This window comes from Spirosoma sp. KUDC1026, from assembly GCF_013375035.1.
Taxonomy (GTDB): Bacteria; Bacteroidota; Bacteroidia; order Cytophagales; family Spirosomataceae; genus Spirosoma.
Genome location: NZ_CP056032.1, coordinates 2,338,527 through 2,362,433, shown reverse-complemented (window position 1 = coordinate 2,362,433; position 23,907 = coordinate 2,338,527). Strand labels below are relative to the sequence as shown.

At 52.2% G+C, this 23,907-nt stretch carries 19 protein-coding genes and 1 tRNA gene; 12 read left to right on the top strand and 8 right to left on the bottom strand.

What is annotated here, in order from left to right:
• Nucleotides 1-13 precede the first annotated feature (13 nt).
• The 5 genes from pgmB to HU175_RS09925 form a co-directional block, all read right to left on the bottom strand.
• Nucleotides 14-688 carry a beta-phosphoglucomutase gene (gene pgmB, locus HU175_RS09945; protein WP_176566448.1) on the bottom strand — a complete coding sequence of 225 codons (675 nt, stop codon included), beginning with the start codon at nucleotides 686-688 and terminating at the stop codon, nucleotides 14-16.
• A 90-nt stretch (nucleotides 689-778) separates the two neighbouring features.
• Nucleotides 779-1,534, bottom strand: coding sequence for a LytR/AlgR family response regulator transcription factor (locus HU175_RS09940; RefSeq protein ID WP_176566447.1), 756 nt, complete (start codon nucleotides 1,532-1,534; stop codon nucleotides 779-781).
• Nucleotides 1,524-3,164: a sensor histidine kinase gene (locus HU175_RS09935; RefSeq protein ID WP_176566446.1), complete on the bottom strand. Its 1,641-nt coding sequence runs from the start codon at nucleotides 3,162-3,164 to the stop codon at nucleotides 1,524-1,526. Before HU175_RS09935 ends, HU175_RS09940 begins: the two co-directional genes overlap by 11 nt.
• Nucleotides 3,165-3,629: 465 nt before the next feature.
• Nucleotides 3,630-5,222: a sensor histidine kinase gene (locus HU175_RS09930; RefSeq protein WP_176566445.1), complete on the bottom strand. Its 1,593-nt coding sequence runs from the start codon at nucleotides 5,220-5,222 to the stop codon at nucleotides 3,630-3,632.
• Between the two features lie 158 nt (nucleotides 5,223-5,380).
• Nucleotides 5,381-7,264 carry a glycoside hydrolase family 13 protein gene (locus HU175_RS09925; protein WP_176566444.1) on the bottom strand — a complete coding sequence of 628 codons (1,884 nt, stop codon included), beginning with the start codon at nucleotides 7,262-7,264 and terminating at the stop codon, nucleotides 5,381-5,383.
• 120 nt (nucleotides 7,265-7,384) lie between these two features.
• On the opposite strand from HU175_RS09925, the gene HU175_RS09920 reads away from it, so the two are divergent.
• The 5 genes from HU175_RS09920 to HU175_RS09900 all read left to right on the top strand — a co-directional run bounded on the left by HU175_RS09920 (nucleotide 7,385) and on the right by HU175_RS09900 (nucleotide 12,492).
• Entirely contained in the window at nucleotides 7,385-9,109 is a 1,725-nt protein-coding gene (locus HU175_RS09920) for an alpha-amylase family glycosyl hydrolase (RefSeq protein ID WP_228724387.1), read from the top strand.
• A 61-nt stretch (nucleotides 9,110-9,170) separates the two neighbouring features.
• Nucleotides 9,171-10,043, top strand: a complete 873-nt coding sequence (locus HU175_RS09915; protein WP_176566443.1) for an N-acetylmuramoyl-L-alanine amidase-like domain-containing protein — start codon at nucleotides 9,171-9,173, stop codon at nucleotides 10,041-10,043.
• A 24-nt stretch (nucleotides 10,044-10,067) separates the two neighbouring features.
• The gene (locus HU175_RS09910; RefSeq protein WP_176566442.1) at nucleotides 10,068-11,363 is read left to right on the top strand and encodes a right-handed parallel beta-helix repeat-containing protein; all 1,296 of its coding nucleotides are present in this window, start codon (nucleotides 10,068-10,070) and stop codon (nucleotides 11,361-11,363) included.
• A gap of 116 nt (nucleotides 11,364-11,479) precedes the next feature.
• Entirely contained in the window at nucleotides 11,480-11,845 is a 366-nt protein-coding gene (locus HU175_RS09905; protein WP_176566441.1) for a hypothetical protein, read from the top strand.
• 413 nt (nucleotides 11,846-12,258) lie between these two features.
• Nucleotides 12,259-12,492 carry a hypothetical protein gene (locus tag HU175_RS09900; RefSeq protein WP_176566440.1) on the top strand — a complete coding sequence of 78 codons (234 nt, stop codon included), beginning with the start codon at nucleotides 12,259-12,261 and terminating at the stop codon, nucleotides 12,490-12,492.
• A gap of 148 nt (nucleotides 12,493-12,640) precedes the next feature.
• Here the strand turns inward: HU175_RS09900 and pdxH are convergent, their stop codons facing one another.
• Nucleotides 12,641-13,282 (bottom strand): pyridoxamine 5'-phosphate oxidase, encoded by a 642-nt coding sequence (gene pdxH / locus HU175_RS09895; protein WP_176566439.1) that lies wholly within the window; start codon nucleotides 13,280-13,282, stop codon nucleotides 12,641-12,643.
• Between the two features lie 95 nt (nucleotides 13,283-13,377).
• Here pdxH and HU175_RS09890 point away from each other — a divergent pair, with 95 nt between their 5' ends.
• The 4 genes from HU175_RS09890 to HU175_RS09875 all read left to right on the top strand — a co-directional run bounded on the left by HU175_RS09890 (nucleotide 13,378) and on the right by HU175_RS09875 (nucleotide 18,938).
• Nucleotides 13,378-15,510: a DUF349 domain-containing protein gene (locus HU175_RS09890; RefSeq protein ID WP_176566438.1), complete on the top strand. Its 2,133-nt coding sequence runs from the start codon at nucleotides 13,378-13,380 to the stop codon at nucleotides 15,508-15,510.
• 144 nt (nucleotides 15,511-15,654) lie between these two features.
• A tRNA-Thr gene (locus HU175_RS09885) sits at nucleotides 15,655-15,738 on the top strand.
• Between the two features lie 1,286 nt (nucleotides 15,739-17,024).
• Complete coding sequence (locus HU175_RS09880; protein WP_228724386.1) at nucleotides 17,025-18,065, top strand: bZIP transcription factor; 1,041 nt, start codon at nucleotides 17,025-17,027, stop codon at nucleotides 18,063-18,065.
• Nucleotides 18,066-18,539: 474 nt separating this feature from the next.
• A complete protein-coding gene (locus tag HU175_RS09875) occupies nucleotides 18,540-18,938 on the top strand; it encodes a response regulator (protein ID WP_176566436.1) in 399 nt (132 codons plus the stop codon).
• 3 nt (nucleotides 18,939-18,941) lie between these two features.
• Here HU175_RS09875 and HU175_RS09870 read toward each other — a convergent pair whose 3' ends face one another.
• Both HU175_RS09870 and HU175_RS09865 read right to left on the bottom strand, forming a co-directional pair.
• A complete protein-coding gene (locus HU175_RS09870) occupies nucleotides 18,942-19,565 on the bottom strand; it encodes a hypothetical protein (RefSeq protein ID WP_176566435.1) in 624 nt (207 codons plus the stop codon).
• Between the two features lie 68 nt (nucleotides 19,566-19,633).
• Nucleotides 19,634-19,849: a hypothetical protein gene (locus HU175_RS09865; protein WP_176566434.1), complete on the bottom strand. Its 216-nt coding sequence runs from the start codon at nucleotides 19,847-19,849 to the stop codon at nucleotides 19,634-19,636.
• 168 nt (nucleotides 19,850-20,017) lie between these two features.
• Here HU175_RS09865 and HU175_RS09860 point away from each other — a divergent pair, with 168 nt between their 5' ends.
• From HU175_RS09860 to acs, 3 genes are all read left to right on the top strand, one after another.
• Nucleotides 20,018-21,577: an MFS transporter gene (locus HU175_RS09860; RefSeq protein WP_176566433.1), complete on the top strand. Its 1,560-nt coding sequence runs from the start codon at nucleotides 20,018-20,020 to the stop codon at nucleotides 21,575-21,577.
• Nucleotides 21,578-21,637: 60 nt separating this feature from the next.
• Entirely contained in the window at nucleotides 21,638-21,892 is a 255-nt protein-coding gene (locus tag HU175_RS09855; RefSeq protein ID WP_176566432.1) for a DUF6814 family protein, read from the top strand.
• An 82-nt stretch (nucleotides 21,893-21,974) separates the two neighbouring features.
• The gene (gene acs / locus HU175_RS09850; RefSeq protein ID WP_176566431.1) at nucleotides 21,975-23,867 is read left to right on the top strand and encodes an acetate--CoA ligase; all 1,893 of its coding nucleotides are present in this window, start codon (nucleotides 21,975-21,977) and stop codon (nucleotides 23,865-23,867) included.
• Nucleotides 23,868-23,907: the final 40 nt, after the last annotated feature.

Sequence of the window (23,907 nt, the reverse complement as noted above, 5' to 3'; positions counted from 1 at the left end):
CACCCGCGGTTTCTTATTTCAGTTCAAACTGATCAAACACCTGATCGACCGTTAGCTGTTCCAGCGAGGGGGCTACCAGATCGGCCTGGGTCAATACGTCGGGCGAGCCGAGTCCGACAACGAACATACCGCCCCGCTTTCCGGCTTCCACGCCAGCTACGGCATCTTCAAACACGACACATTCGTCTGGATTGACGCCCAGTTCGGCCGCCCCTTTGGTGAACACCTCTGGGTCGGGCTTGCCTTTGCTGATCTTGTTGCCGTCGATAATAACGTCGAACAGGTCCGCGAGGCCAATACGTTCCAGAATCAACGGAGCGTTTTTGCTCACCGATCCCAGTCCCGTCAGCAACGGTCCCTCACTGCGGGTAGTCTTACGTACCTGAGCAAAGAAGCTGGCCACACCGGGCAATACGTCCTCGGGCGTCATGCGACTGACCAGATCCAGATACCACTGATTTTTCTGGCTGGCCAGACTGGTTTTTTCCTCGTCAGGCAACGACAGGTTACCGTGCGCCAGAATCAGATCCAGCGAATCCGTCCGGCTGACGCCTTTTAGTTTCTCGTTAAATTCTTCGGAAATATCAAAGCCCAGTTCATTAGCCAGTCGTTTCCAGGCCTGGTAATGGTAGATGGCCGTATCGACGATTACCCCGTCGAGATCAAATAAAAATGCGCGAATTGGCATGTGGTTGTCAGCTTATCGAACCACAAAAATAGGATTACCAGCCAATAACAAGCCTGCAAATCCTCTAATCCTGTCAAAAACAAACCTGTCTTACAGCTGTTTCACGTCCATCAGTTGGTTCTGTAACTCCTTGTACGGAATCCGGGTGTTTTCGATCCGGCGGTCACCGCAGTAGACGGCATCAGAATCAAAGGCGCTGATGAAGCCAAGATTTACGTACGTACTCCGGTTGAGCTGGCGGAACTGGGTCTGTAGAGCCGGAGGAACCAACTGGTGCACGACAAAGCTCAGCGTACCCCGAATCGTGTAGTCGACGGGCGAGTGATTCACGCGCACCTGCACGTAATTTTTACCAGCTTCCAGGCAGTACACATCCCGCCAGTATAATTTCATAGTTCGGTTACCAACTTTAACGAAGAAAAATGCCGGTGATTCATCAGGCTCCTGATGGGCAGTCAATTCTTCCTGGCGAGCCGTATGTTGTTCGATAGCCGTTTGAATGGAGGCAAACAGCAGCGCCGGGCTAACCGGTTTGATCAGATACCCGCTGGGATGTCGGCGGGTAGCGTCCAGAATGGTCTGGCGGTCGTTGTAGGCCGTCAGAAAGATAAATGGCTTGGTTATCTGTTCAGCCAGCGCGAGTCCGTTCTCAGCCGAAGATTTACCCCCCAGATTGATATCGAGCAGAATCAGGTCGGTAGGCTGCTGGTTGAGGGCGGTCAGCGCCTGCCGATACGTATAGGCAATTCCGGACACCTCGTAGCCCAGGTCGTTGAGCGTAATTTTGAGATTCTCGGCAATGAGGGCTTCATCTTCAACGATCAGAATTTGCAGTTTATCCGTCATTTGAAAAGCTGAGTACGTAATGATATGGGTTTAGGCCGGGAGTGGTCAGCACCGCGTCAAGCTGGCGACTCAACAGGTTGATAATTTCAGTTCCTAACCCATCTCCCGAGCGGGCTCCGGTTTGACTGGACTGTCCGTTATCGCAATACCTGAGACAGATCTGTTTATCGATTTCGCTAAAAGTAACATTTATTTCCAGGATACCACTGGCGGGCGAGGCATGCTTCAGTGAATTAATGACCCATTCAGTCAACATCAGGGCCAGGGGCAGATACTGCCTGGACGACAGCCGCCGGTCGATGGCGTTTACGTGCGTTATGACCTGCCGGTCGACGGAAAAACAAGCCACAACCGCCGGGATCAGGTTCTCGCTGAAGCTGGCAATACTCAACTCGTCATTACTGGCGGCAAGCTGATTGTGCAGGTTGGCAATACTCTCGATCCGGAGCCGGGCGATCTGCAGCGACTCTATTGTTTCAACCTGCTGGCTCTTTCGCTCCTGCATCCGCAGCAGGCTGTAAATGACCTGAAGGTTGTTTTTGATTCGGTGCTGAATTTCTTTATTCAGCAGTTCAACCTGCTCCACCTTGTCATCGAGCTGCCCGTTCAGCACCGACAGATGCTGCGACTGGGCCCGGTAGCTTTTGTTGCGGTAGTAGAGGTAAATACTTAACCCGGTAATAACGGCCAGCAGCGCCCCCATGATCCAGAGTGCCACCAGGCGGGTTTCGCGGATAGAAGCCCGGTACTCAAGTTTTCGTTTTTCGGCCCTCAGTTCACTACGTAACAGCGCCTGCTGCATTTCCGCGATGGATTTGTGCTGGTTCAGGCGCTGCCCCAGCACCTGTGCCAGCATCAGATACGTGTATGCCTGTTTAAACCGACCGCCGGCAGCATACAGATTGGCCAGGTTGGTGCTATAGTACAAACTATCTATTACGTTCTTGCTCCGCTGAAACCCAATTTCCAGCGAATCGACGTAGGCGGATCGGGGATTCTTTCGCCAGAACACCTCCAGCCGGCTCCGGGTGAGGTAATAGTGATCCAGGTAGTCGTATGTGTTGGGGTCGTTACGTATCCACTGCCGACGAGACAGATGGGTCAGGATACTATCGGCCAGCGGATAAGCCCGCACCTCGGTAGCAATCAGGGCCATTTCGGCCGTTGAGGGAATGCTACGCAGCAGCGCGGTGTCTTTAGTTTTCAGTTCTGCGTACAGTTCAGCCAGCACCCGGGCGGTATGGGTGCTATCCTGAATTTTGTCGTAAGCATGCGCCAGCAGATGTTTGGCGTACAGGTAACGCTTATAAGCCACCGGCAGCGGGCGGAACAGCGAGGCCGCCTGCTTGAAGTAGGCAATTGTTTTCCGGGGTTCCTTATTCCAAGCATCGTGCACCCGGCCTTTCGCAAAAATGGCTTCGGCCAGTAGTAAACTGTCGCCCGAGCGATCGGCAATAGCCTGCGCACTATCATAATATTTCAAACTGGCCGCAAATGAAGCATAGCCTTTCTTGGCGGCATAAACCGAATCACCGGCATCCAGGTAAGTAAAGAAGGCCAGACTATCAGCCTGTTTATCGCTGGTTCTGGATATAGGCTTCCGCGGAGTTTCGGTGCAGGAGGCCAGCATACTCATCAACCAAGTTATTCCAAGTAAAGCTCTGATAAACTTACAGAAACCGAAAAAAGGTGACATTAACGTTATCTGGACTACGCACACAAAACTAAACAGACAAAGGCAGGAGCCGTCTGGTTTCGTACTCAAAACACCCCGGTTTCGCACTCAAAGTACCAGGCGTTGGTTGTACCGCATTGGTCCACCCAATTACTTTGTATACATAAACAGTTAGTTTATTGATCAGCAAAAAATGGAGACTGTCTTCCAGATTTCCAGTGTCTGGTCGACTAAATACCACAACCTCCTCAAACTTAACAGCGGATGGACGCAAACGCATCGATTTACCGTCGATGCCTGCGTTCGTCGGCAAGGTCCCGGCGGCCGTAAACAGTCCTGAAATCACGTCTTCTATCCATTGCCCGACTAGAGAGCAGTTACCCGCTTTCTAGTCGGGCTTTTTTGTCATTCGCCCAAAGCTTACGCTGGCAGATAGACGGTAAACTCAGCGCCCTGTCCAACGGCGCTTTTCACGCGGATGGCCCCGCTGTGCTGCTCGACCACTTTTTTCACGACGGCCAGGCCGATACCCGTGCCAGCAAATTGCTGCTTGCCGTGCAGACGCTGAAAAACCTGAAAAATCCGGTCAGCGTAGCGCTGATCGAAACCAATTCCGTTGTCGGCAACAGTGATTGCCCAGTAAGGCTGTTTCATCAGCAAATCTTTTTTCAGATCGTCGGGTAATTCGCCCTCTATACGTTCGGCGCTTATCCGGATGTGGGGCGGAATGAGATTCCCCAATACATCGGTTCGGCAGAATTTAAGCGCGTTTGACAATAAGTTCTGGAACAGCTGACGCAGTTGCAGTCGATCGCCGGCCAGTTCGGGCAGGTGAGCCATTTCGATCCGGGCACCCGTCTGCTGAATTGGATGCCAGAGATCTTCGACAATGTCTTCGAGCAGACGAGTTAGCGAAAACGACCGGAACATGTCGCGCTGGCTGGTAATGCGGGAGTAATCCAGCAAGTTCCGGATCAGCAACGACATTCGCTCGGCGGCCGACTGCATGCGGTGCACCAGATCGCTCCCATCGGCACCCAGCTCCGGGGCGTAACGTTCCCGCAGAATGTCGCCGAAAGCCTGTATCTTCCGCAGGGGCTCCTGCAAATCGTGGCTGGCGATGTAGGCAAACGATCGCAGGTTTTCATTCGACTGTTTCAACTCCAGATTCGTGGCTTCGAGCTGCTGCCGGTATCGCCTACTTTCGGATACGTCCACACTCGAAATAACGATCCCATCACCCGACTTTGTCAGCAGCCGCATAAACCACTTATCGCCCGAACAGAATTCGTCCAGATCGGGCTCACCGGTTTCGATCACCCGAACGTAACGAGGGAACTCCCGCTCCCGCTGGTCACTGGATACAACTTCCATGAACGATTTGTGCAGCACATCGTCGGCCAGGTCACCCCACAACTCCAGCGATTGCTGGTTAGCAACAACGGTCCGAAAGTCGACAATAATCCCATTCCTGTTTCGAATAGCTGCATGCAGCGAAATGGCGGTCTGCGAGTGGTTGAGAACCGTGTTCAGCAGATCGGCCTGCTGCTGGGCCAGTTGTTCGGCCCGTTTGACATCGGTAATGTTGGTGAATGAGGTCACCACCGCATCCGGCTCCTGTCGAACGGCCGAGACAGCGAACCAGGCTTCTAGTCCGTTGGCATCGTTATAATACTGCGTGGCGCTCTCCGGCTGGCCGGTTTCGACGATGCGCACGTACATGTCAAACAGACCCGATTCGATATTTCCGGGAAACGTTTCCAGCAGGCGGGAGCCGATAATCTGTTCTGGTTTCATGAACAGACTTTTTTCTACGGTTGGATTAGCCGTCTGCATCAGAAAATCGACCACCGTTCCGCCTTCATCCCGGATGGCCACCATCGAAATCACGCTGTTCAGCGCGGTCTCATAAGCAGCCAGCGCCAGCTCGATCAGTCCGGACGAAGCAGGCGGCTGCCCAGCCTGGCCTACTGGTTGATCAGCAGTGTGAGGAAATCGACGGAGCGGGTTCATAGCAGAGGAAGAAATATCAGTAAAGAACTGGTTCCAGAAAGTTTACTGAGTGGTAGTCTTACCAAGCAAAAATAAACAACCATCCTGATTTTCAATACGGATTCCAGACCCTCAGGCAACTTGATCAGCGTGAATCAGCCGGGCCAGTCGAAGCCCCCCTACCGGCTCAGTTCCAGCACCGTCGCCGTTTTAGTGGGGAGTTTAATCAGGCTCAGGTCCGACAGGTCTTGATCGGTCAGAACATTCCGGGCTTTCGCAAAGCCTTTCATCCGTTCGACAAAACGACGGGTATCGAGACTCACGTCTTTGTCCGTCATATTGGTTGCCACCATGATCGTCTTCTTGTCGTCGTACCGGAAGTATACGTACGTACCGTCCTGCGGCAAAAACTGCATTAATTTCCCAGAATGCAGAGCGGGCGTGTCGCGTCGATACGTAGCCAGTTTTCTGACGTGCTGAAAAGCTTCATTCTCCCGGTCCGTACGGCCAGCGGCTTCAAACTTATTGACCTTGTCGCCCGGAAAACCACCCGGAAAATCACGGCGCACTTCGGCATCCGACGGGTCTTTGAAGTTCTTCATCAGAATCTCCGTCCCGTAATACATTGACGGAATCCCACGTGTAGTCAGCAACCAGGTCAGGCCGATTTTGTACTTATCGAAATCTTCACCGATCATGGACAGGTAGCGGTCGGTATCGTGATTGTCCAGGAACGTAACGAGCTTATTTGGATTGACGTAAACGGCGTCCTGCGCCAGCGCTTCGTAGAACCGGTTTACGCCATCGTTCGACTTCGTTTTCAGGCCGTCGTTGATGGCGCTGAATACCACGAAATCCAGTCCACCCGGCTGGTTCGATTTGAACGGGAAGTCAATTTTATTACGGGTATAATACGCCTGATCCACTACGTTGTTCACCCACGACTCACCGAAAATGTGAATCCTGGGATACTCGTCCAGTAGTGCCTGGTTGCATTTGTTCATGAACGGCATGTCGTTGTACATATACGTATCGACGCGCCAGGCATCCACGCCGAAATTTTCCACCGTCCAGAGGGCGTGCTGAATCAGGAAGTTTGCCACGTAGGGGTTGCTCTGGTTCAGATCGGGCAGGAACGGTACAAACCAACCGTTTACTGTTACGTTCCGGTCGCTTTCGGCGCCGTGCGGATCGGTAACCGGCTGGTACTTGTAAGACGTATTGGTGTAGGTTGGCCACTGGTGCAGCCAGTCTTTCATCGGCAGGTCCTTCAGAATCCAGTGGTTGATCCCAACGTGGTTATAGACCGCGTCCTGCACGATTTTGAAGCCGGCTGCGTGGGCTTTTTTCACAAAAGTCTTGTAGGCCTCGTTGCCACCCAGCCGGCGGTCAACCTCGTAATGATCGGTGAAGCCGTAGCCGTGATAGGCCGAGCGCATCGACCCACCTTCATTGGTCAGCGGCTGGTTATTTTCCAGCACGGGCGTAAACCAGATGGCCGTAACGCCCAGATCCTTCAGGTAGTCCAGGTGTTTTTCGGCCCCGGCCAGGTCCCCCCCATGCCGGTAGAATGGATTGGAGCGGTCGGCATTGGGGTCGGCCAGATCAGCGAACTTGTCGTTGCTCTCGTCCCCGTTGGCAAAGCGGTCAGGCATGGCCAGGTAAATGAAATCAGCATCCGTTACGCCCTGACCTTTAGGCGAATTATCACGCGCTTTCAATTCAAAGGGCTGTGTCAGTGTCTGACTACCGCGTTTCCCGACCAGTTTCAGCGTACCGGGTTTCGCAGTTGGGGCAATGGTCAGGTCGAGAAACGCATAGTTTGCGTTTTCGACGGTGTGCGTTTTTACCAGCCTGACACCGGGGTAAGCTACTGAATACGTCAGTTTTCCGGCTTCAGGCCCGTAAACCATTAGCTGCAAGTTCTTCCAGTGCATACCCACCCACCAGTTGGTCGGGTTAACCCGTTGAATGGCTGCCTGTTGCGCAAAAACACACTGTCCCGCCAGCAAAATTGCAACGAGCAGATGGCTAAATCTTTGTTTAAGAAAATGGGTTATCATACACTCAAAATAGCGCTCTATGCGCTCAAAAAACAATTAAATACAAAAATAACTACGGATTATCGCACAAAAAGGACCTAGCTTTGTAATTACGTTCCGTACCTTGTTATTTCCTACTGCATGAATACGTCCTCCACTACGCCGGTAATGGACAAGTTGATTATTTATCAGATCTTTACCCGTCTGTTCGGTAATCAGAATACAACCAACAAAATCAATGGTTCGCTGGCCGAAAACGGCTCGGGTACCTTCAATACGATCAACGACGCGGCCCTGACAGCGATCAAGCAATTTGGGGCGTCGCACGTCTGGTTTACGGGCATCGTCGAACACGCAACTCAGACCGATTACTCGGCGTATGGCCTACGGCCCGACGATCCAACCGTGGTCAAAGGTCGCGCGGGCTCTCCCTACGCTGTTAAAGATTATTACGACGTCGACCCCGATCTGGCCGAGAACGTGACGGAGCGGATGGCGGAGTTCGAAGCCCTGATTCGCCGAACCCACGCCTATGGCCTGAAGGTTATTACGGATTTCGTCCCGAACCACGTAGCCCGTCAGTATCATTCCGATGCCAAGCCGGCCGGTGTCGTCGATCTGGGCGAGCAGGATAATACGTCCGTTAACTTTGCCCCTGACAATAACTTCTATTATCTGCCCAACGAAACCTTCGTCTCGCCGGAAGCCGGTTTGCTGGACAAAACCACTCCCAACCGGCTGCACGAGTTTCCGGCGAAGGTGACGGGCAGCGGCTCCATTACGGCTACTCCCGACGCGAACGACTGGTACGAAACCGTCAAGCTGAATTATGGCCTGAACATCTTCGATGGCAGTCAGCACGTTTCGCCTGTTCCGGCTACCTGGCAGCAGATGCTCGACATTCTGCTATTCTGGGCCGACAAAGGTGTTGATGGTTTCCGCTGCGACATGGCGCAGCTCGTGCCGGTTGCTTTCTGGCGGTGGGCCATTGAACGGGTCAAACTAAAATACCCGCGCACGATCTTTATCGCGGAGATTTACGAGCCGCACCTCTACCGGCCCTTTATTTTCGAAGGGGGCTTCGATTATCTCTACGACAAAGTGGGATTATACGATACCCTACGGGCACTGATGGAAGGCAGAGGTTCCTGTTACGACATCACGCGGGTCTGGCAGCATCAGTCCGGCGACTATTCGCAGCACATGCTGCGGTTCCTAGAAACCCACGATGAGCAGCGCATCGCGTCCCACTTCTTTACCAACGATCCCTGGGCGGCTATCCCGGCTATGACCCTTTCGGCCACGATGCACACCGGCCCCTTTCTATTGTATTTCGGGCAGGAGATCGGCGTTCGGGCCGAAGGAAGCGAAGGCTTCAGCGGAGACGATGGCCGCACGACCATTTTCGATTACTGGGGCCTGCCCGACTGGCAGAACTGGATTAATGGTGGCCGCTACGATGGTGCTCTGCTGACCAACGAACAGCGACTGCTCCGGGCGTTCTACCAGCAGTTGAATCATCTTGTTAACGGTTCCGACGCCATCCAGAACGGCTATTTCTACGACCTGCAATACGCGAACGAGAACGGCCAGAGTGCAGGTTACGACGCCCATAAAATTTATAGCTACCTGCGCTATACGAACCGCCAGCGGCTGCTGATCGTCTGCAATTTTTCGAACGATACCAGCTACGATACGACGGTTCGGATTCCGGGCCATGCCTTTGGCGTCATGAACCTGGACCCAAACCAAACGTATCAGTTCAGCGATGTTTTCCTGACGCATACGACTGTTACGGCATCCGGGCGAGAGGGCGTTTCTTTATCATTGCCCCCCCGTGGCGTTCGTGTCCTAGAAATTAAGTGATAACTTCACGACGGGTTTCGGGAAATCGAATCCCGTCGTGCTCACCGCTCACTACTACTCAATGCCCCACCTGTTTACTGTCTTTCTTTTCTGGCTTACTTCAACGGCGCTGCTGGCCCAGTCGGCTACCCTACCGGATCTGCAGCGCCTGGCTGGCGCTGGCGGGAAAACGCCCGCTGAAACCGTTACACAGCTCGGTCAGAAGTTTCTGGGATTTCCCTACGTAGCCCACACCCTCGATGTTAACCCAACGGAACAGCTTGTGGTCAATTTGAAAGAATTCGACTGCACCACCTACGTCGAAAACGTGCTGGCCCTTACGCTGGCCTGGCATGCCCTGCGCGACAAACCAGTTCAGCAGTCGTTCGACCAGCTCTATCGAAATTACCTGACCCAGCTACGCTACCGGGATGGCCGCATCGATGGCTACGGCAGTCGGCTGCACTATTTTTCGGACTGGCTGCGCGATAACGAACGCAAAGGGTTAGTAATTGACGTAACGAGTAGTCTGTCCGGCAGTATTTCTGTAGCCAAGGCGGTTTCGTACATGAGCTCAGCGACGTACAAATACCCCCAGTTGACCGATCCGGCCGTACTGCGCCAGGTTACCCAGACCGAAGCGCTCATTAGTCAACAACCGTTTTCGTTTATTCCCAAAAGCCATCTGCGCCAGGCCGAATCGCAGTTGCAGGAAGGCGACATCGTGATGCTCACAGCCGCCCGGCCGGGGCTGGATATGAAACACGTTGGCATTGCCGTTCGCCAACCCGACGGCCGGATACATTTGCTCCATGCCTCATCGGAGCAGGGCGCGGTTGTCATTACGTCCTACCCGCTCAGCGACTATGTGCTGTATCACCGGGCGCTGTCCGGCATTCGGGTAGCACGGCTCCGGCCAGCGGGTATCCTGACCGCCGAAATACGTCAGGAATAGATTCTCTGATTTTTGCTTCTTCGCATGCTTTTTTCTCGTTTAGGGCTTCGCGGTTTTGTTCTTCTTGCCGCTTCCCTCCTGCTTATCCCATTCGCCGTTCCGGCTGCGGATACCCCGACAATTACTGTAAATGGGTTCACGAGCGCAGCTGTTCAGGCTGCCATCAACCGCGCTCCAGCCTCAGGCGCCCGGATCGTTTTTCCGGCGGGACGTTACGTTTTTTCGAATACCTGCACCCTGGCCAATAAGCGGAACCTGATTCTGTCGGGCGCGGGGAAAGCCGAGTTTTATGTACCAGCGGGTAAGGCCATCTGCCATATGCTGAATGCCGTAGGGCCCGTGAGCCGCATTCACCTGACAGGCATTCTCTTTACCAATCTGTCATCGGCGAAGGGCCAGGGAATGATTTTTTCCAATGAGCACGCGCCCGTTGACCGCTACGAAATTGATCATTGTACGTTCACCGCTCCCCGCCTGAATGGCAATGCGATCAAACTCAACGCGCAGTCGTACGGGACCGGGAAGAACGTGTCGGTTCCCATCAAAAACGTATTCATCCACCACAATACGTTCAAGAGTTTAGGGCGGATGGGCATTGAAATCCAGAACCACGGCTGGGAACGTAGCGAAGCCGTTACCTGGCAGATCGACGGAGTACGGATCGAGGACAACGCATTTTCCGATCTGGGGCGGATAGACAAAAAAAACGGCATGGCCATATCAATCAGTGGTCCCAATCAGGCCATTGTCATCCGGCGCAATCGGGTAACCGACGCTACATACGCGGCCTACGAACTGGTGGGTTCACAGAACGCTGAGGTATCAGACAATGTAGCAAAGGCGGTAAAAAATACGTTTTCGGGAATCAGCGTTTCCGACAATGGCCATAAGATTACTACCCTGCTTCGGTTTACACGAAACAAAATAACCGTCAAAGGCAGTCCATTTCAACTGTACGCGGGTAACGGTGGGACGATTACAAACTGGGTGGCGACTAACAATACGTTTGTGTCCAGCACACCATCTTCGGCCGATGATGGCACCATTCGGGTGCAGGGCGCGTCGGGCGGGCGGTTTGCGGACAATGTAGTCCGAACCGGGGCTTACAACGCCCTACTGTTCGACAATGCTTTTCACAACTTGGTTACGAAGAACCAGCTAAGCAACGCCGGAAATCCCAAAAATTACGAAGTTGTCAGTTTCCAGAATGGTAATACGTATGGTAACGTGCTCCAGGCCAACGTTTATCAGAAGGCCAGCGGGTTAGTCTCCAGCGATTATGCCAAACAGCACAACGGCGCTCATGATAACCGATTCTAGCAACCGTCTATTAGTTAGAATTTTATATCATTTTTTAGGGTACGCAGATACTCTACCTATACCTTTTTTTTGTTATATTTATGTTTTAGTTGAACAGCAAACAACAAAACTAAAACATGAGCATATTTCAGGGAAACGCAATTTTGGTCAAGCCGGAAGTTCTGCTGCGTTTCGTACTGTTCGAACAGGGAAATCGTGACCAGCGCAGTGTTTTGGGACCCGATACCTGGATTGATTTCGAAACAGCGTTTGGCACTACATTTCAATTCAGAACAGAACACGAACTAACGTTTCCGGATCAGGCGCGAGCCAATGGTCGTTACGTCGTAGCCGCCGTTCCGTTCATGCAGCCGGTTGCTCACCCCAACGGCAGCGGTGTGCGGGTGCCTCTGATGACGCTATACTTGGTTGAAGCCAGTCAGTGGCCAAAATTCAGCTTATTGCTGCACCGCACGGATGCCTTCCCTGATGAACATCTCTGACTTATACCAAAACAGCGCCCGTCATTGGGCGCTGTTTTTGGTACAGGTGCTGAGTACAGCGTAAAGCCGCCATCGACGGTAGTGACCTGTTCCGTTTAGCAACTAAACATGGATATCCACGACCCGATCTCTCGCTTCGAGAGGACGTCTATTTAATAAACCGGCCTCAAATTTGTCAAAACAAGGTCACTAGAAAGAGCCTCTTTCGCCAGTATCGGGCTGTTTACTACTTAGATAGCGTGACATCAGAATTTAAGTTTCGTTGCCGTTCTCGTTCATCACCCGCAAATAAATTATTTGTCGAAAAATCTCATCTTCAGAGCTCTTTTTCCATGAATAAATCGTCCTTTTTTAGCGAAAAATGATTTATTTTTTGTTATTAAACTAGAACGTAAACAACTGAAAACGAGCCGATGGAATCCACGTACACCCTGAGTAAATTAGCCACAGGCAATTCAACGCCAGCTGCGGGGCGATCGACCCGGCGCCGGGCCAATGGACCCGCTACGGCTGCGCTGCTTATTCAAATTGCTACCGAAATTTTGACCTCGTCGCCCACCATGCGCCAGAAAGCGAACATCACGTTAACGGATCTGGCCGCGGCCGACAAAGTGCGTAAAAGCCTTCTGAAAACGGGGACGGTTTAACCACGGTCAACCAGTACATAAAAAAAGAGGGCGACCCCAGGGTCATCCTCTTTTTTTTATGAGATCGTTTTCGTTGCGCCTGCTAGGACTTCTGCAGTCACTTTCCGGAACCCCACGTGCCGTAAGTTTTTTACGGCAGATAGGACAGTTAAGGAGCCAATCGCTCGATTAACCAGGTGCCGTTTTCCAGACGATACCGAATTCGGTCGTGCAGGCGACTTGGACGCCCCTGCCAGAATTCGATTGTATCGGGCACGACCCGGTAGCCGCCCCAATGCTCCGGTCGGGGAATTTCCTGGTCAGCGAATTGCGTTTCCAGCTCCTGCTGCCGGATTTCCAGCACGTCACGACTATCAATAGGATGACTTTGATTCGACACCCAGGCCCCAATCTGACTGCCGCGCGGGCGGCTATGAAAATAATCTGTCGACTCTTCAGCGCTCACTTTTTCAACCCGGCCTTCCACCCGGATTTGCTGTTCCAGCGGCTGATAAAAGAACGTAAGGGCGGCAAATGGGTGCGCTGCCAGCTCCTGTCCCTTCCGGCTCTCGTAATTGGTAAAGAATACAAAACCAGCGTCAGACACGGCTTTCAGCAGGACAATCCGACCATCCGGCCGACCATCGGGCGTCACCGTACTAACATGCATAGCATTGGGCTCAGGAATGCCCGCAGCCAGGGCCGCATCGAACCAGCGCCGAAACTGAATAATAGGGCTCTCCGAAACATCGACGGCGTCGAGCCCTTTGAGCGTGTACTCTTTACGTAAATCACTGATTGTCGATGACATTGCGTTGAGTTGGATTAACCGCTTTTGGCAAGTGAGGTGACGGGTAAATTCGCATTTTATCGTACTTTTGCAAAAGTAATTGGTACGTTCCCAACATGGCAAACGAAGAACAGGAAATTAACCAGCAGCCAACACCCTCTTCTCAGGTAGCGGATGAGCTGGTCAACAATACTCCCGAAGAAACCACGACGCCGGCAGATCAGGCGACGGAGGGCGAAACAACCACGCCCGAATCCGCCGAAACATCGTCGGTAGACGTTCCTTCGGAATCTACTCAACCCACAGCCGAAGCAACCGAATCCCTTCAGCCCGATACTGGTACCGACGAGCCGACGCCGGCCGATGAACCAGCCAGCGAGCCGGAGGCTTCTATTGCTGAAGAATCAACCAGCCCTGTTGCGGAACTGGAAGAGACATCAGATACTGAAGACGCCGATGAAGCCGACGTAACGGTTGATTACAGTCAGTTTTCCAAGCAGGATTTTGTATCGCTGCTCGAAACGCAGCTCGCTACCATTAGCGTAGCGGAGGTTGCTCCCGGCGATTTCAAGAAAGCAGATCAGGTGCTGAAAGAGGCAAAACCGCTGTTCGATCAGATGAAGCGGGCCGAACGCGAAGCTGCTCTGCAATCGTACATGGCTGATACGGGGGCTGAGGAAGGTTTCGAGTACAAATACGATGAAACGGTTCAGCGTTTCGACGATCTGTACAAGCAGATCAAGAGCCAGAAGAACACGTATTTCCAGAATCTGGACAAGGCCAAAGACGGTAATTTCGCGACGAAAACCGAGCTGCTGACCCGGCTACGGGAACTGGTCGAAAACGACGAAAATAACGCGGGTGATCCTAAAACGAGCTGGAACGAATTCAAAAAGGTTCAGGACGACTGGAAAGCGGCCGGTAATATCAACTCACCCCATAATGCAACCCTCTGGGCTACGTACCACGCGCTGGTTGATCGGTACTACAGCAACCGGAACATCTATTTCGAGCTGAAGGAACTGGACCGGAAGAAAAATACCGGACTAAAAACCGAAGTCATCGAGAAAGTAGAAGCGATGGCCAAGGCCTCGGAAGAAACCCCGGTTACCCGGCAGGTGATCGACGAAGCCAACGCGCTGTTCGAAGAATATAAACACATCGGCCCCGCTCCTAAGGCGGAGCAGGAAGTGCTTTGGGGCCGGATGAAAGCCGCCCTCGACGTACTGTACGACAAACGCCGTGATCAGACGAACGAGCAGCGGAAAGAGTCGGCGCAGTTGTATGAAGAGAAATCGGCAATCTACGAAGAGCTGGTTCCGCTGACCTCATTCACATCGAACAGCATCAACGACTGGAACGACCGGACGAAAGATGTGATGGCGCTGCAGGATCGCTGGAACGCCATCAAAGGCCCAATGCCTCGTGAAGAAGGTAAAGAGCTGAGCAAGAAATTCTGGGCGGCTCTGAAAACGTTCTTCCACAACAAAGGCGAATTCTTCAAACAGCTGGAAGCGAAGCGCGAAGAAAACCTGCGGCTCAAAACCGACCTCTGCGAACAGGTAGAAGCCATTCTGGCATCGGGCGAAGAATCGCCCGAGGTAACGCAGAAAGTAATCGAACTACAGCGCCAGTGGAAAAATGTTGGTCAGGTTCCTGAGAAGCAGAAAAACTCCATCTTCGACCGGTTCAAAACGGCCTGTGATGCTTTCTTTGGCAAGAAGCGGTCGAAAAACCAGGAAACCGAGCGCGAATTTGAAAGCAACCTGGCGCAGAAAGTAGCCCTGATCGAACGGATCGAAGCGGCCGCCAGCGAAAACGCCGACCTCTCGCAGTTGAATGAGTTCAAAAAAGAGTGGAACAGCATTGGCTTCGTACCGAAGAAAGATATGCAGACCACGCAGAAACGCTATATCAACGCCGTTAACGCCTTGGTAGGTGCTACGGGTAAAATTCCGGCGAAAGAGAAAGAGCGGGTTATGCTCCAGAACGAAGCCGAAGTTACCCGCAGCCGGGACCGCGATTTCGGTCGTGGTGACCGCGACGGTGGCGGCAACAAACGCGAGAACGACATTCGTCGGCGCATTACGGCCATCGAAAACGACATCGCTACGTACCGCAACAACATCGAGTTCTTTGCCCGGTCGAAGAACGCCGATAAACTGCGTGCAGACATTGATAAGAAAATTGCCGAAGCACAAACCCAACTGGACGACCTGCGTCACCAGCTGAAAGTGGCTCAGGCGTAACACGTTACTGTCGTAACAAACAAAAGAGACCGGATGCGCCTAGTATCCGGTCTCTTTTGTTTACATTGATTTTCTGGCAGACAGTTGCGTCCAATTCTGAAAAGCTCTACTTTTGCATCACGATTCGGAAACGAGCGTGGGTTGGCCAGTGTCGGATAGCGGTCGATTCCGCCTGATTTGTAATCAGGATGCGCAAGCGCGTCGGGGGTTCGAATCCCTCCACTGGCTCTAAAAGGTCTTGCTCAACGGCAAGGCCTTTTTTTATGCGCCCGATTCTACCTGATCTATAATCAGGATACGCAAGCGCATCGGGGATGGTCGGCCGCTGCCGTTCGAATCCCTCCGCTGGCTTATTGATGTGATGATATGCGGAGCTATTCTGAGATAAAGCTTTGAAACTAGTCCGCATCAGCATCGCACTACAGAGCATAAATTGCTTCACGCTACGGGTGGATATAGGTTAGATACTGATGAGAACAGGCGTTAAAAATGCTGCCTATTTTCTAACGTCGCCTTTCTATTTCGGACAATCGCTTTCGAGTTTGGGACAATATGAGCCTATGTCTGTATGGACACTCAGAAATCTTGAACAGGCTTCATACATTGCTTGCCATTCATACTCGCACTCATTCGTATTCACTATGAAAACATTTTACGTTACGTCGATATTGACTGCACTAACCCTACAGGTTGGATCTTTGCTTGCTCAGAATAACTACATTGTTACGACGCCAAACTCAGAGACGCCAGGAAGCTCCAACATCATTATTGGACCAGAAGCAGGTAACACTAGTTTGACAGGCGGAGAAAACCTCATTATGGGACGATATGCTGGGCAGTCCCTTACTACAGCTAGAGGCAATATATTTCTAGGAGAAAACGCTGGCAATAAAACTACTTCAGGTTCCAACAACGTGTTCACTGGCTACCGGGCAGGTATAGCTAATACTACCGGAGAAGGCAATGTTTTCAGTGGAGTCCAAGCTGGCAGCGCGAACACCGTGGGTGTTGCGAATGTATTTATTGGCTCTTTTTCTGGCAGCTTGAATAAGGCAGGTGGGGGCAATGTGTTTATCGGCCTTCAGTCTGGCTATAATAACATTATTGGTAGCAACAATGCTTTTATAGGTATTTCTGCAGGCTTCTCAAACACATCAGGCGAGAGAAACGCTTTTATTGGCGCTAGTGCTGGCCAAAACAATACAACTGGCAACAATAACAGCTTCGTAGGCTCTTTGTCGGGCTATAATAACACAACTGGTATCGGCAACAGCTTCTTGGGGGGAGGAGCTGGGTATGCAAACACTTCTGGAGGCAGCAACAGCTTCTTAGGAGGAGGAGCCGGTTACACTAATTCTGTCGGTAATGAAAATACTTTCGTAGGGTCTAGTACGGGCTATTTTAATACCGTTGGTAATGGCAACAGCTTTTTAGGTGTAGCAGCAGGGTACTATAATTTTGGTGGCTCTCAAAATACGTTTATTGGTACCCGGGCCGGAGTTGGGTCAAATGCGTTGACAAATCCAGCATCAGCGAACACCTTTGTTGGCTACCAGGCAGGCTACAAAAATGTTGGTCAGTTCAACACCTTCATAGGCGTCAACGCGGGCTACTCTAATACGACGGGTAACTCCAATTTCATGCTGGGCACCAATGCGGGAAGTAACAGTACGACTGGCTCGGCTAACTTCTTTGTGGGCGATAACGCGGGGGGTAGTAATACGACGGGCGGGTTTAACGTCTTTCTAGGCACCAATGCCGGGGCAGGTAACACCGTGGGCGATAACAACACGGCTATTGGTTTTGAGGCTAACGTAGGAGCAGGTAACCTAGTCAACGCTACGGCCATCGGCTTTCGGGCGGTAGCTTCAGCGAATAATACCCTAGTGCTGGGCAATGGGGCCAACGTCGGCATTGGTACGTCTACTCCAACCAGCAAACTACACTTGGTAACGGGTACCGCCAATCAGTCGGGTTTACGACTGGAGAACTTAACCAGTAACTCACCAGCCACTGCGACGGGGCAAACTAAGTTTCTTACCGTCGACGGATCAGGTAACGTCGTGTTGGGTAGCCCAGCCAGTGGGGGCCGAGTAGGAGCCGACCTGTGGCAGCAGAAAGGCAGTTACCTGCAAAACGTATCGGGCGACGGCGTGGTGATTGGGGAAGAGGTCAGCAAGACGCCTACTGGGTACCGGCTCTACGTGCAGGATGGTATTCTGACCGAGAAAGTAAAAGTAGCCGTCAAGAACGCTAGCGAGTGGAGTGACTACGTCTTTGCTCCTAGCTATAAGCTTGCTTCTCTGGCAGAAGTAGCACGCTTCATCCAGACCAACAAACATTTGCCAGGCGTGCCGTCGGCGGCTGAGGTAGTCGAGCAGGGTGTGGATATGGCGAAGATGGATGCCAAGCTGCTCGAGAAGATCGAGGAGCTAACGCTGTATAGCATTCAGCAGCAAACCACCATCGAGAAGCAGCAGGCAACGATGGAAAAACAACAGGGGCAGATTGATGAACTCACCAAGCTTGTCAAGCAGTTGCTCGATAAGAAATAAAACGAAATTAATTCAACAAAGCCTGGGCTGTGACCTAGGCTTTGTTATTGATAGGCACTTCAACAAAAAAGCAGACCAACAACGTCAGTCTGCTTTCCGCTTCTATCCACACCATAAGGGATAAATCCCTTTTGATTTTGCAAAGGTAAGATTTCCTGCAAAATAAGAAGTCCATTCGCTCATAAAGACACAAGGCCCAAGTATGTTTCAACCCGGGCCCAGCACAATCCGACAAGGATAGGTGTGTAGACCAAAGCGGAATCCGCCAAGGCTTGAAACAAATTTCACCACTCCTCTTCTACTTCACCTTTCTGTTTCGGACAACTTCTTTCGAGTTTAGGACATTTGTCTGATCTATTAGAAAAAGTTCTGGTTTTCTGATAGATTCGCATACCCGGATCCTGGTATAAGCCAGCGCTAAAACCTAACCCATTAGCGATGTCGGGTCGTATTACAAGTCCTCATCGTAAGGCTATGCAGCAGTTGATTCATTCTATTTTTGTGGCCGATGACGACGAGGATGACCACTATTTACTGCAAACCGCTTTTCAGGCGCATTGTCCGGCCTGCCAGCTTCAGTTTGCCAACGATGGGCTGAAACTGCTGGATCTATTAAGCAGTCATATTCTGTCTCCTTCGCTCATTATTCTGGATTTGAATATGCCCCGGCTGGATGGCTTCGAAACATTACAAATACTACGTCATAATCCGCTCTACACCCAAACGCCTATTGTGATCCTGACAACCTCCGATAATCAGTCTGATCGGCGGCAGGCGTTTGAGCTACAGGCCAGCGAATTCGTTACAAAGCCCTTATCCCAGCACGGCCTAGTCCATCTGGTACAGCAACTCAAGCAGACGTGGCTGCAGTAATGTCTACACGCTGTGATTCTTCCGGCGGACAAAGTAGGCAATGAGCAGGGCGATGCTCACTCCCAAGACTCCATAGAGCACAGGGCTTACCGGCGACTCGGGTTCAGGCTTGGGCTTCGTGTCCGTTTCGGCAGGCGCCTTGATCTTCATCTTGACACTAGCGGGTTCCGGACGGTTGAGCTTGCCGCCATAGTGTCGGTAGACGCCATCCAGGTACGGTTCTATTTCCAGTTTCGAGGTTGGCGGCCCAGCATAAATACCGGCCAGACTTTCGCTGACATACACCCAGTTCTCTTTCTTCCAGGTATTGACCGCTTTACGGAGCCGCTTTTTGTCTTCGTTGAACTGCGCCATCGTCAGCACTTCCTGGTTATAGTTGAAGAGGTTATACGCCTTTTCGCTCCGCCAGAAATAAACCGTATGGCAGGGTTTCGCCGAACAGTACTGAACCAACAGGCTGTTTGCCGTGTGTCGGATACTGTCGGGATGGTGCGACAGGCCTTCTACCAGAAAGTGGTAGTTCGTATAGCTGTCGCTGTTTTTCTCTTCCAATACGTTCGGGGGGAGCGTCTGGGCCTGACCAAAAAGGCCCAGGCTCAGAAAAAGGAGCAGGAATAAATGCTTCATGAAATCCGTTTTGCTACTAAGATAAACGGAAAATCCTCGCTGATTGAGCGGGGATTTTCTTTTTTATTCTACGTCGAAATAATGACCTGGTTCGTGCGCCCCACATCCAGGGCCAGTTCATCATCAAACTCGATGACATCGACCTGCGGTTTGTCGCGGGTTTCGTAGAAATCTTTGAAGCGCTGGACAGCTTCTTCCTGGCTCACGTTCAAATAGGCGCGGGTCCGGCCGCTTGGGTCATGCAGACCGAAGCCGGTTACGACGATAAGTTTATTGGCTGCCATATGGTAAGTTCATAACGTACACAAGTAAGAACGTCTCCGGGCTTGCCTTGTTCGGGAAAGCGGTAAAAACGACGAAAAGCGTTATTTTTATTCAGATCAATAGTAGAAAACCGGTTAAAATGGATTAGGTCTCAGGGTTCTCCATACGCTACCTAACCTTTTTCCTATATGGTTTCAGACTCTCCTAAACCGACGGCCAGCACCCGCACGTTAATGAGCGTTATTGGCGCATCGTCGGTCGGTACTTTGATCGAGTGGTACGACTTCTACATCTTTGGCTCACTGGCGACTGTTCTGTCCACCAAGTTCTTCCCGGAGGGCAACCCTACGGCCGCCTTTCTCTCGACCCTGGCTACCTTTGCCGCCGGGTTTGTGGTACGTCCGTTCGGGGCTCTTTTTTTCGGACGGCTCGGCGATCTCATCGGTCGGAAATATACGTTTATGGTTACGCTGCTGCTGATGGGCGGTGCTACGTTTGCCATCGGCCTGATTCCCAGCTACGATACCATTGGGTTTCTGGCCCCTACGCTGGTGCTGATCCTGCGGCTGTTGCAGGGGCTGGCGCTCGGCGGTGAGTATGGGGGAGCGGCAACCTACGTAGCAGAACATTCGCCCACGAACCAGCGCGGCTACTGGACCTCCTGGATTCAGACAACGGCCACATCGGGTCTGTTTATTTCGCTGCTGGTGATTCTGCTTACCCGCAAGTCAATGTCGCCCAGCGCGTTCGATGACTGGGGCTGGCGGGTGCCATTCCTGGTGTCGATTCTGATGGTGCTTATCTCCTACGTCATCCGGCGTAACATGAGCGAATCGCCCCTGTTTGCCAAGGCGAAAGCCGAAGGAAAAACATCAGCGAATCCGCTAAAGGAAAGTTTCGGCCGGAAATACAATTTCAAGTTCGTGCTGCTGGCGTTGTTTGGGGCCACTATGGGGCAGGGCGTCGTGTGGTATACCGGGCAGTTCTACGCCATGAATTTTATCAAAACGGTCTGTAATGTTGACGCTGTCCAGTCCGACGAACTAATGACCGTAGCCTTGCTAATGGGAACGCCTTTCTTCGTCGTGTTTGGCTGGCTATCGGACAAGATCGGCCGGAAAGGGATCATGCTCTTTGGTATGCTGGTCGCCCTACTTACCTACCGCCCACTGTACGAAAAAATGTATCAGACCACCAATATTAGCAGCCGACAGGAGATTCCCGCCAACGCAACCATCTCAACCACGGTTACGCCTGACCCAAAACAGACGGGCGGTACGGTCCAGACGAAAACCGTTACGCACCAGTACACCGATGGCACTATGCTGACCGAAGTGACCAAAGTTAGCAGCGCGGGCAAATCCGACCTAAAGCGGGCTGTTCTGTTAAACGACAGCGACCGCTGGACGCTCATCTGGCTGGTCTTTATTCAGGTGATTTATGTTACGCTGGTTTACGGCCCGATTGCCGCCTTCCTCGTTGAGATGTTTCCGGTCCAGATCCGCTACACATCTATGTCGCTGCCCTATCACATTGGCAACGGGGTGTTTGGTGGGTTGCTCCCTGCCGTGGCTACGTACCTGGCAACAGGAGCGAACCAAGCGAACCTGGCCGCCCAGCAAACCGGTTCGCCCCTGCCCTTCGCGGCTCCGTATCTGGAAGGTCTCTGGTACCCCATCATCGTAGCCGGGGTAAGTTTTCTGATCGGGTTGGTATACCTCAAGAATCGCCCGCAGGTAGCGGATTGAACGCCTACGTCTTATGTCTTTCGTCTTATCTCTTACCTCTTCTCTCTTACCTACCCACTTATGAACAGAATCAAACGCTATCTGGGTCTTCTCTGGCTAGCACTAGCCGGACTGGCAGGTTATTTTGGCACTACATCACTGGGCATTCCCAAGCTCATATCAGGCAAACTGGACGATCTGGTTTTTGGTATTATTATCGTCTTTATTCTAATGCCCCTCATTGTTGGGGGCCTGGGTTGTTTTGCGATCTATGCGCTGCAGGGCGAATACGATGAAGAGACGGTTAAATCCGCATCGTCCGGTCAGGAAACTTAGCTTTCTCCTTTACATTATTGGGCTACCCATCCTACCTTTAGCCGTCGAATACAAGAAAACCCCAGTAACGTCCAGAAATATTATGCGTATCCGAACTTTTGAGGAGTATCAGACGGCTTACCAAAAAAGTGTAGAAGACCCCGAAGCATTCTGGGCAGAAGTAGCTCAGGATTTCCAGTGGCGTAAACCCTGGACGAAAACCCTGCAATGGAATTTTGACGAACCGAACGTAAAATGGTTTATTGGCGGGAAACTCAACATCACGGAAAACTGTCTGGACCGTCATCTGGAAACGCGGGGTGATCAGCCCGCCATTATCTGGGAGCCAAATGACCCCAATGAAGCGGGTGTTACGCTCACCTACCGCATGCTGCACGATCAGGTATGCCGCTTTGCCAACGTACTGAAACGGAACGGTGTCGTAAAAGGTGACCGGATTTGTATTTATATGCCTATGGTGCCCGAGCTGGCCATTGCCGTGCTGGCCTGCGCCCGGATTGGCGCAGTTCACTCTGTAGTGTTTGGTGGCTTTTCGGCGCAGAGTATTGCCGATAGAATCAACGATGCGCAGTGCAAACTGGTGATCACGGCCGATGGTTCGTACCGGGGCAACAAGGAAATCCCGCTTAAGGCAACCGTCGATGACGCGCTTATTGCCTGCCCAAGCGTCAAAAAAGTAATCGTACTGACCCGGACCCGGACACCGGTCTCGATGTTCAAAGGGCGCGACGTATGGTGGGAACAGGAATTAAAACAGGTAACAGCCGACTGCCCAGCCGAGGAAATGGACGCTGAAGATATGCTGTTCATCCTCTACACTTCCGGCTCGACAGGCAAGCCCAAGGGCGTAGTGCATACCTGCGGAGGCTATATGGTCTATTCCGCCTATACCTTCCAGAATGTATTCCAGTACGAGCCCGGTGATGTTCATTTCTGCACGGCCGACATCGGCTGGATTACGGGTCACAGCTACATCGTTTACGGACCACTGGCCTGCGGAGCTACGTCGCTGGTATTTGAAGGCACGCCAACATTCCCCGACGCCGGCCGACTCTGGGATATTACGGACAAGCATAACGTCAATATTCTTTATACGGCGCCAACGGCCATCCGGTCGCTGATGAGCTTTGGGCTGGATTACGTTAAAGGACATGACCTGAGCAGCCTCAAAGTACTTGGCTCGGTAGGCGAACCCATTAACGAGGAAGCCTGGCACTGGTTCGACGACAACATTGGCAAGAATCGCTGCCCTATTGTAGATACGTGGTGGCAAACCGAAACGGGCGGTCTGATGATTTCGCCGATTGCGCACGTTACCAAAACCAAACCAGCCTTTGCTACACTACCCCTGCCGGGGGTTCAGCCAATTCTGGTGGATGAGAACGGTAAAGAAATCGAAGGCAATGGCGTTAGCGGTAACCTTTGCATGAAGTTCCCCTGGCCAGGTATTCTGCGAACCACCTACGGCGATCACGAACGTTGCCGCCAGACGTATTTCGCTACGTATCCGGGTCTGTATTTCACCGGCGATGGCTGTCTGCGCGACGAGGACGGGTATTACCGCATCACGGGTCGGGTCGATGACGTACTGAACGTATCGGGCCATCGCATCGGTACGGCCGAGGTCGAAAACGCTATCAATATGCACACGGGTGTCGTCGAGAGTGCCGTTGTTGGTTATCCGCACGACGTGAAAGGGCAGGGCATTTATGCGTACATCATCACGGAGCATACCGACCATGACGATTATGACCTGACGAAACGGGATATTCTGGCCACTGTCAGTCGGATCATCGGGCCAATCGCCAAACCCGATAAAATTCAATTTGTATCGGGTCTACCAAAGACGCGTTCCGGAAAAATCATGCGTCGGATTCTGCGCAAAATTGCCGAAGGCGACACCAGTAATCTCGGCGATACCAGTACGCTACTTGATCCGGCGGTTGTCGAAGAAATCAAGGAGGGGGCACTATAAGCAGCAGTTGATCGCCCGAAAGCGCGACTTTTTTTGACGA

What these genes read in the sequence shown, in the direction of transcription:
- HU175_RS09930 (WP_176566445.1), bottom strand. Translation starts at nt 5,222, where the DNA reads ATGAACCCGCTCCGTCGATTTCCTCACACTGCTGATCAACCAGTAGGC.
- HU175_RS09870 (WP_176566435.1), bottom strand. Translation starts at nt 19,565, where the DNA reads ATGAAGCATTTATTCCTGCTCCTTTTTCTGAGCCTGGGCCTTTTTGGT.
- HU175_RS09900 (WP_176566440.1), top strand. Translation starts at nt 12,259, where the DNA reads ATGGAATCCACGTACACCCTGAGTAAATTAGCCACAGGCAATTCAACG.
- HU175_RS09865 (WP_176566434.1), bottom strand. Translation starts at nt 19,849, where the DNA reads ATGGCAGCCAATAAACTTATCGTCGTAACCGGCTTCGGTCTGCATGAC.
- HU175_RS09940 (WP_176566447.1), bottom strand. Translation starts at nt 1,534, where the DNA reads ATGACGGATAAACTGCAAATTCTGATCGTTGAAGATGAAGCCCTCATT.
- pgmB (WP_176566448.1), bottom strand. Translation starts at nt 688, where the DNA reads ATGCCAATTCGCGCATTTTTATTTGATCTCGACGGGGTAATCGTCGAT.
- HU175_RS09925 (WP_176566444.1), bottom strand. Translation starts at nt 7,264, where the DNA reads ATGATAACCCATTTTCTTAAACAAAGATTTAGCCATCTGCTCGTTGCA.
- HU175_RS09855 (WP_176566432.1), top strand. Translation starts at nt 21,638, where the DNA reads ATGAACAGAATCAAACGCTATCTGGGTCTTCTCTGGCTAGCACTAGCC.
- HU175_RS09890 (WP_176566438.1), top strand. Translation starts at nt 13,378, where the DNA reads ATGGCAAACGAAGAACAGGAAATTAACCAGCAGCCAACACCCTCTTCT.
- HU175_RS09935 (WP_176566446.1), bottom strand. Translation starts at nt 3,164, where the DNA reads ATGCTGGCCTCCTGCACCGAAACTCCGCGGAAGCCTATATCCAGAACC.
- HU175_RS09915 (WP_176566443.1), top strand. Translation starts at nt 9,171, where the DNA reads ATGCCCCACCTGTTTACTGTCTTTCTTTTCTGGCTTACTTCAACGGCG.
- acs (WP_176566431.1), top strand. Translation starts at nt 21,975, where the DNA reads ATGCGTATCCGAACTTTTGAGGAGTATCAGACGGCTTACCAAAAAAGT.
- HU175_RS09920 (WP_228724387.1), top strand. Translation starts at nt 7,385, where the DNA reads ATGAATACGTCCTCCACTACGCCGGTAATGGACAAGTTGATTATTTAT.
- HU175_RS09860 (WP_176566433.1), top strand. Translation starts at nt 20,018, where the DNA reads ATGGTTTCAGACTCTCCTAAACCGACGGCCAGCACCCGCACGTTAATG.
- HU175_RS09905 (WP_176566441.1), top strand. Translation starts at nt 11,480, where the DNA reads ATGAGCATATTTCAGGGAAACGCAATTTTGGTCAAGCCGGAAGTTCTG.
- HU175_RS09910 (WP_176566442.1), top strand. Translation starts at nt 10,068, where the DNA reads ATGCTTTTTTCTCGTTTAGGGCTTCGCGGTTTTGTTCTTCTTGCCGCT.
- pdxH (WP_176566439.1), bottom strand. Translation starts at nt 13,282, where the DNA reads ATGTCATCGACAATCAGTGATTTACGTAAAGAGTACACGCTCAAAGGG.
- HU175_RS09875 (WP_176566436.1), top strand. Translation starts at nt 18,540, where the DNA reads ATGCAGCAGTTGATTCATTCTATTTTTGTGGCCGATGACGACGAGGAT.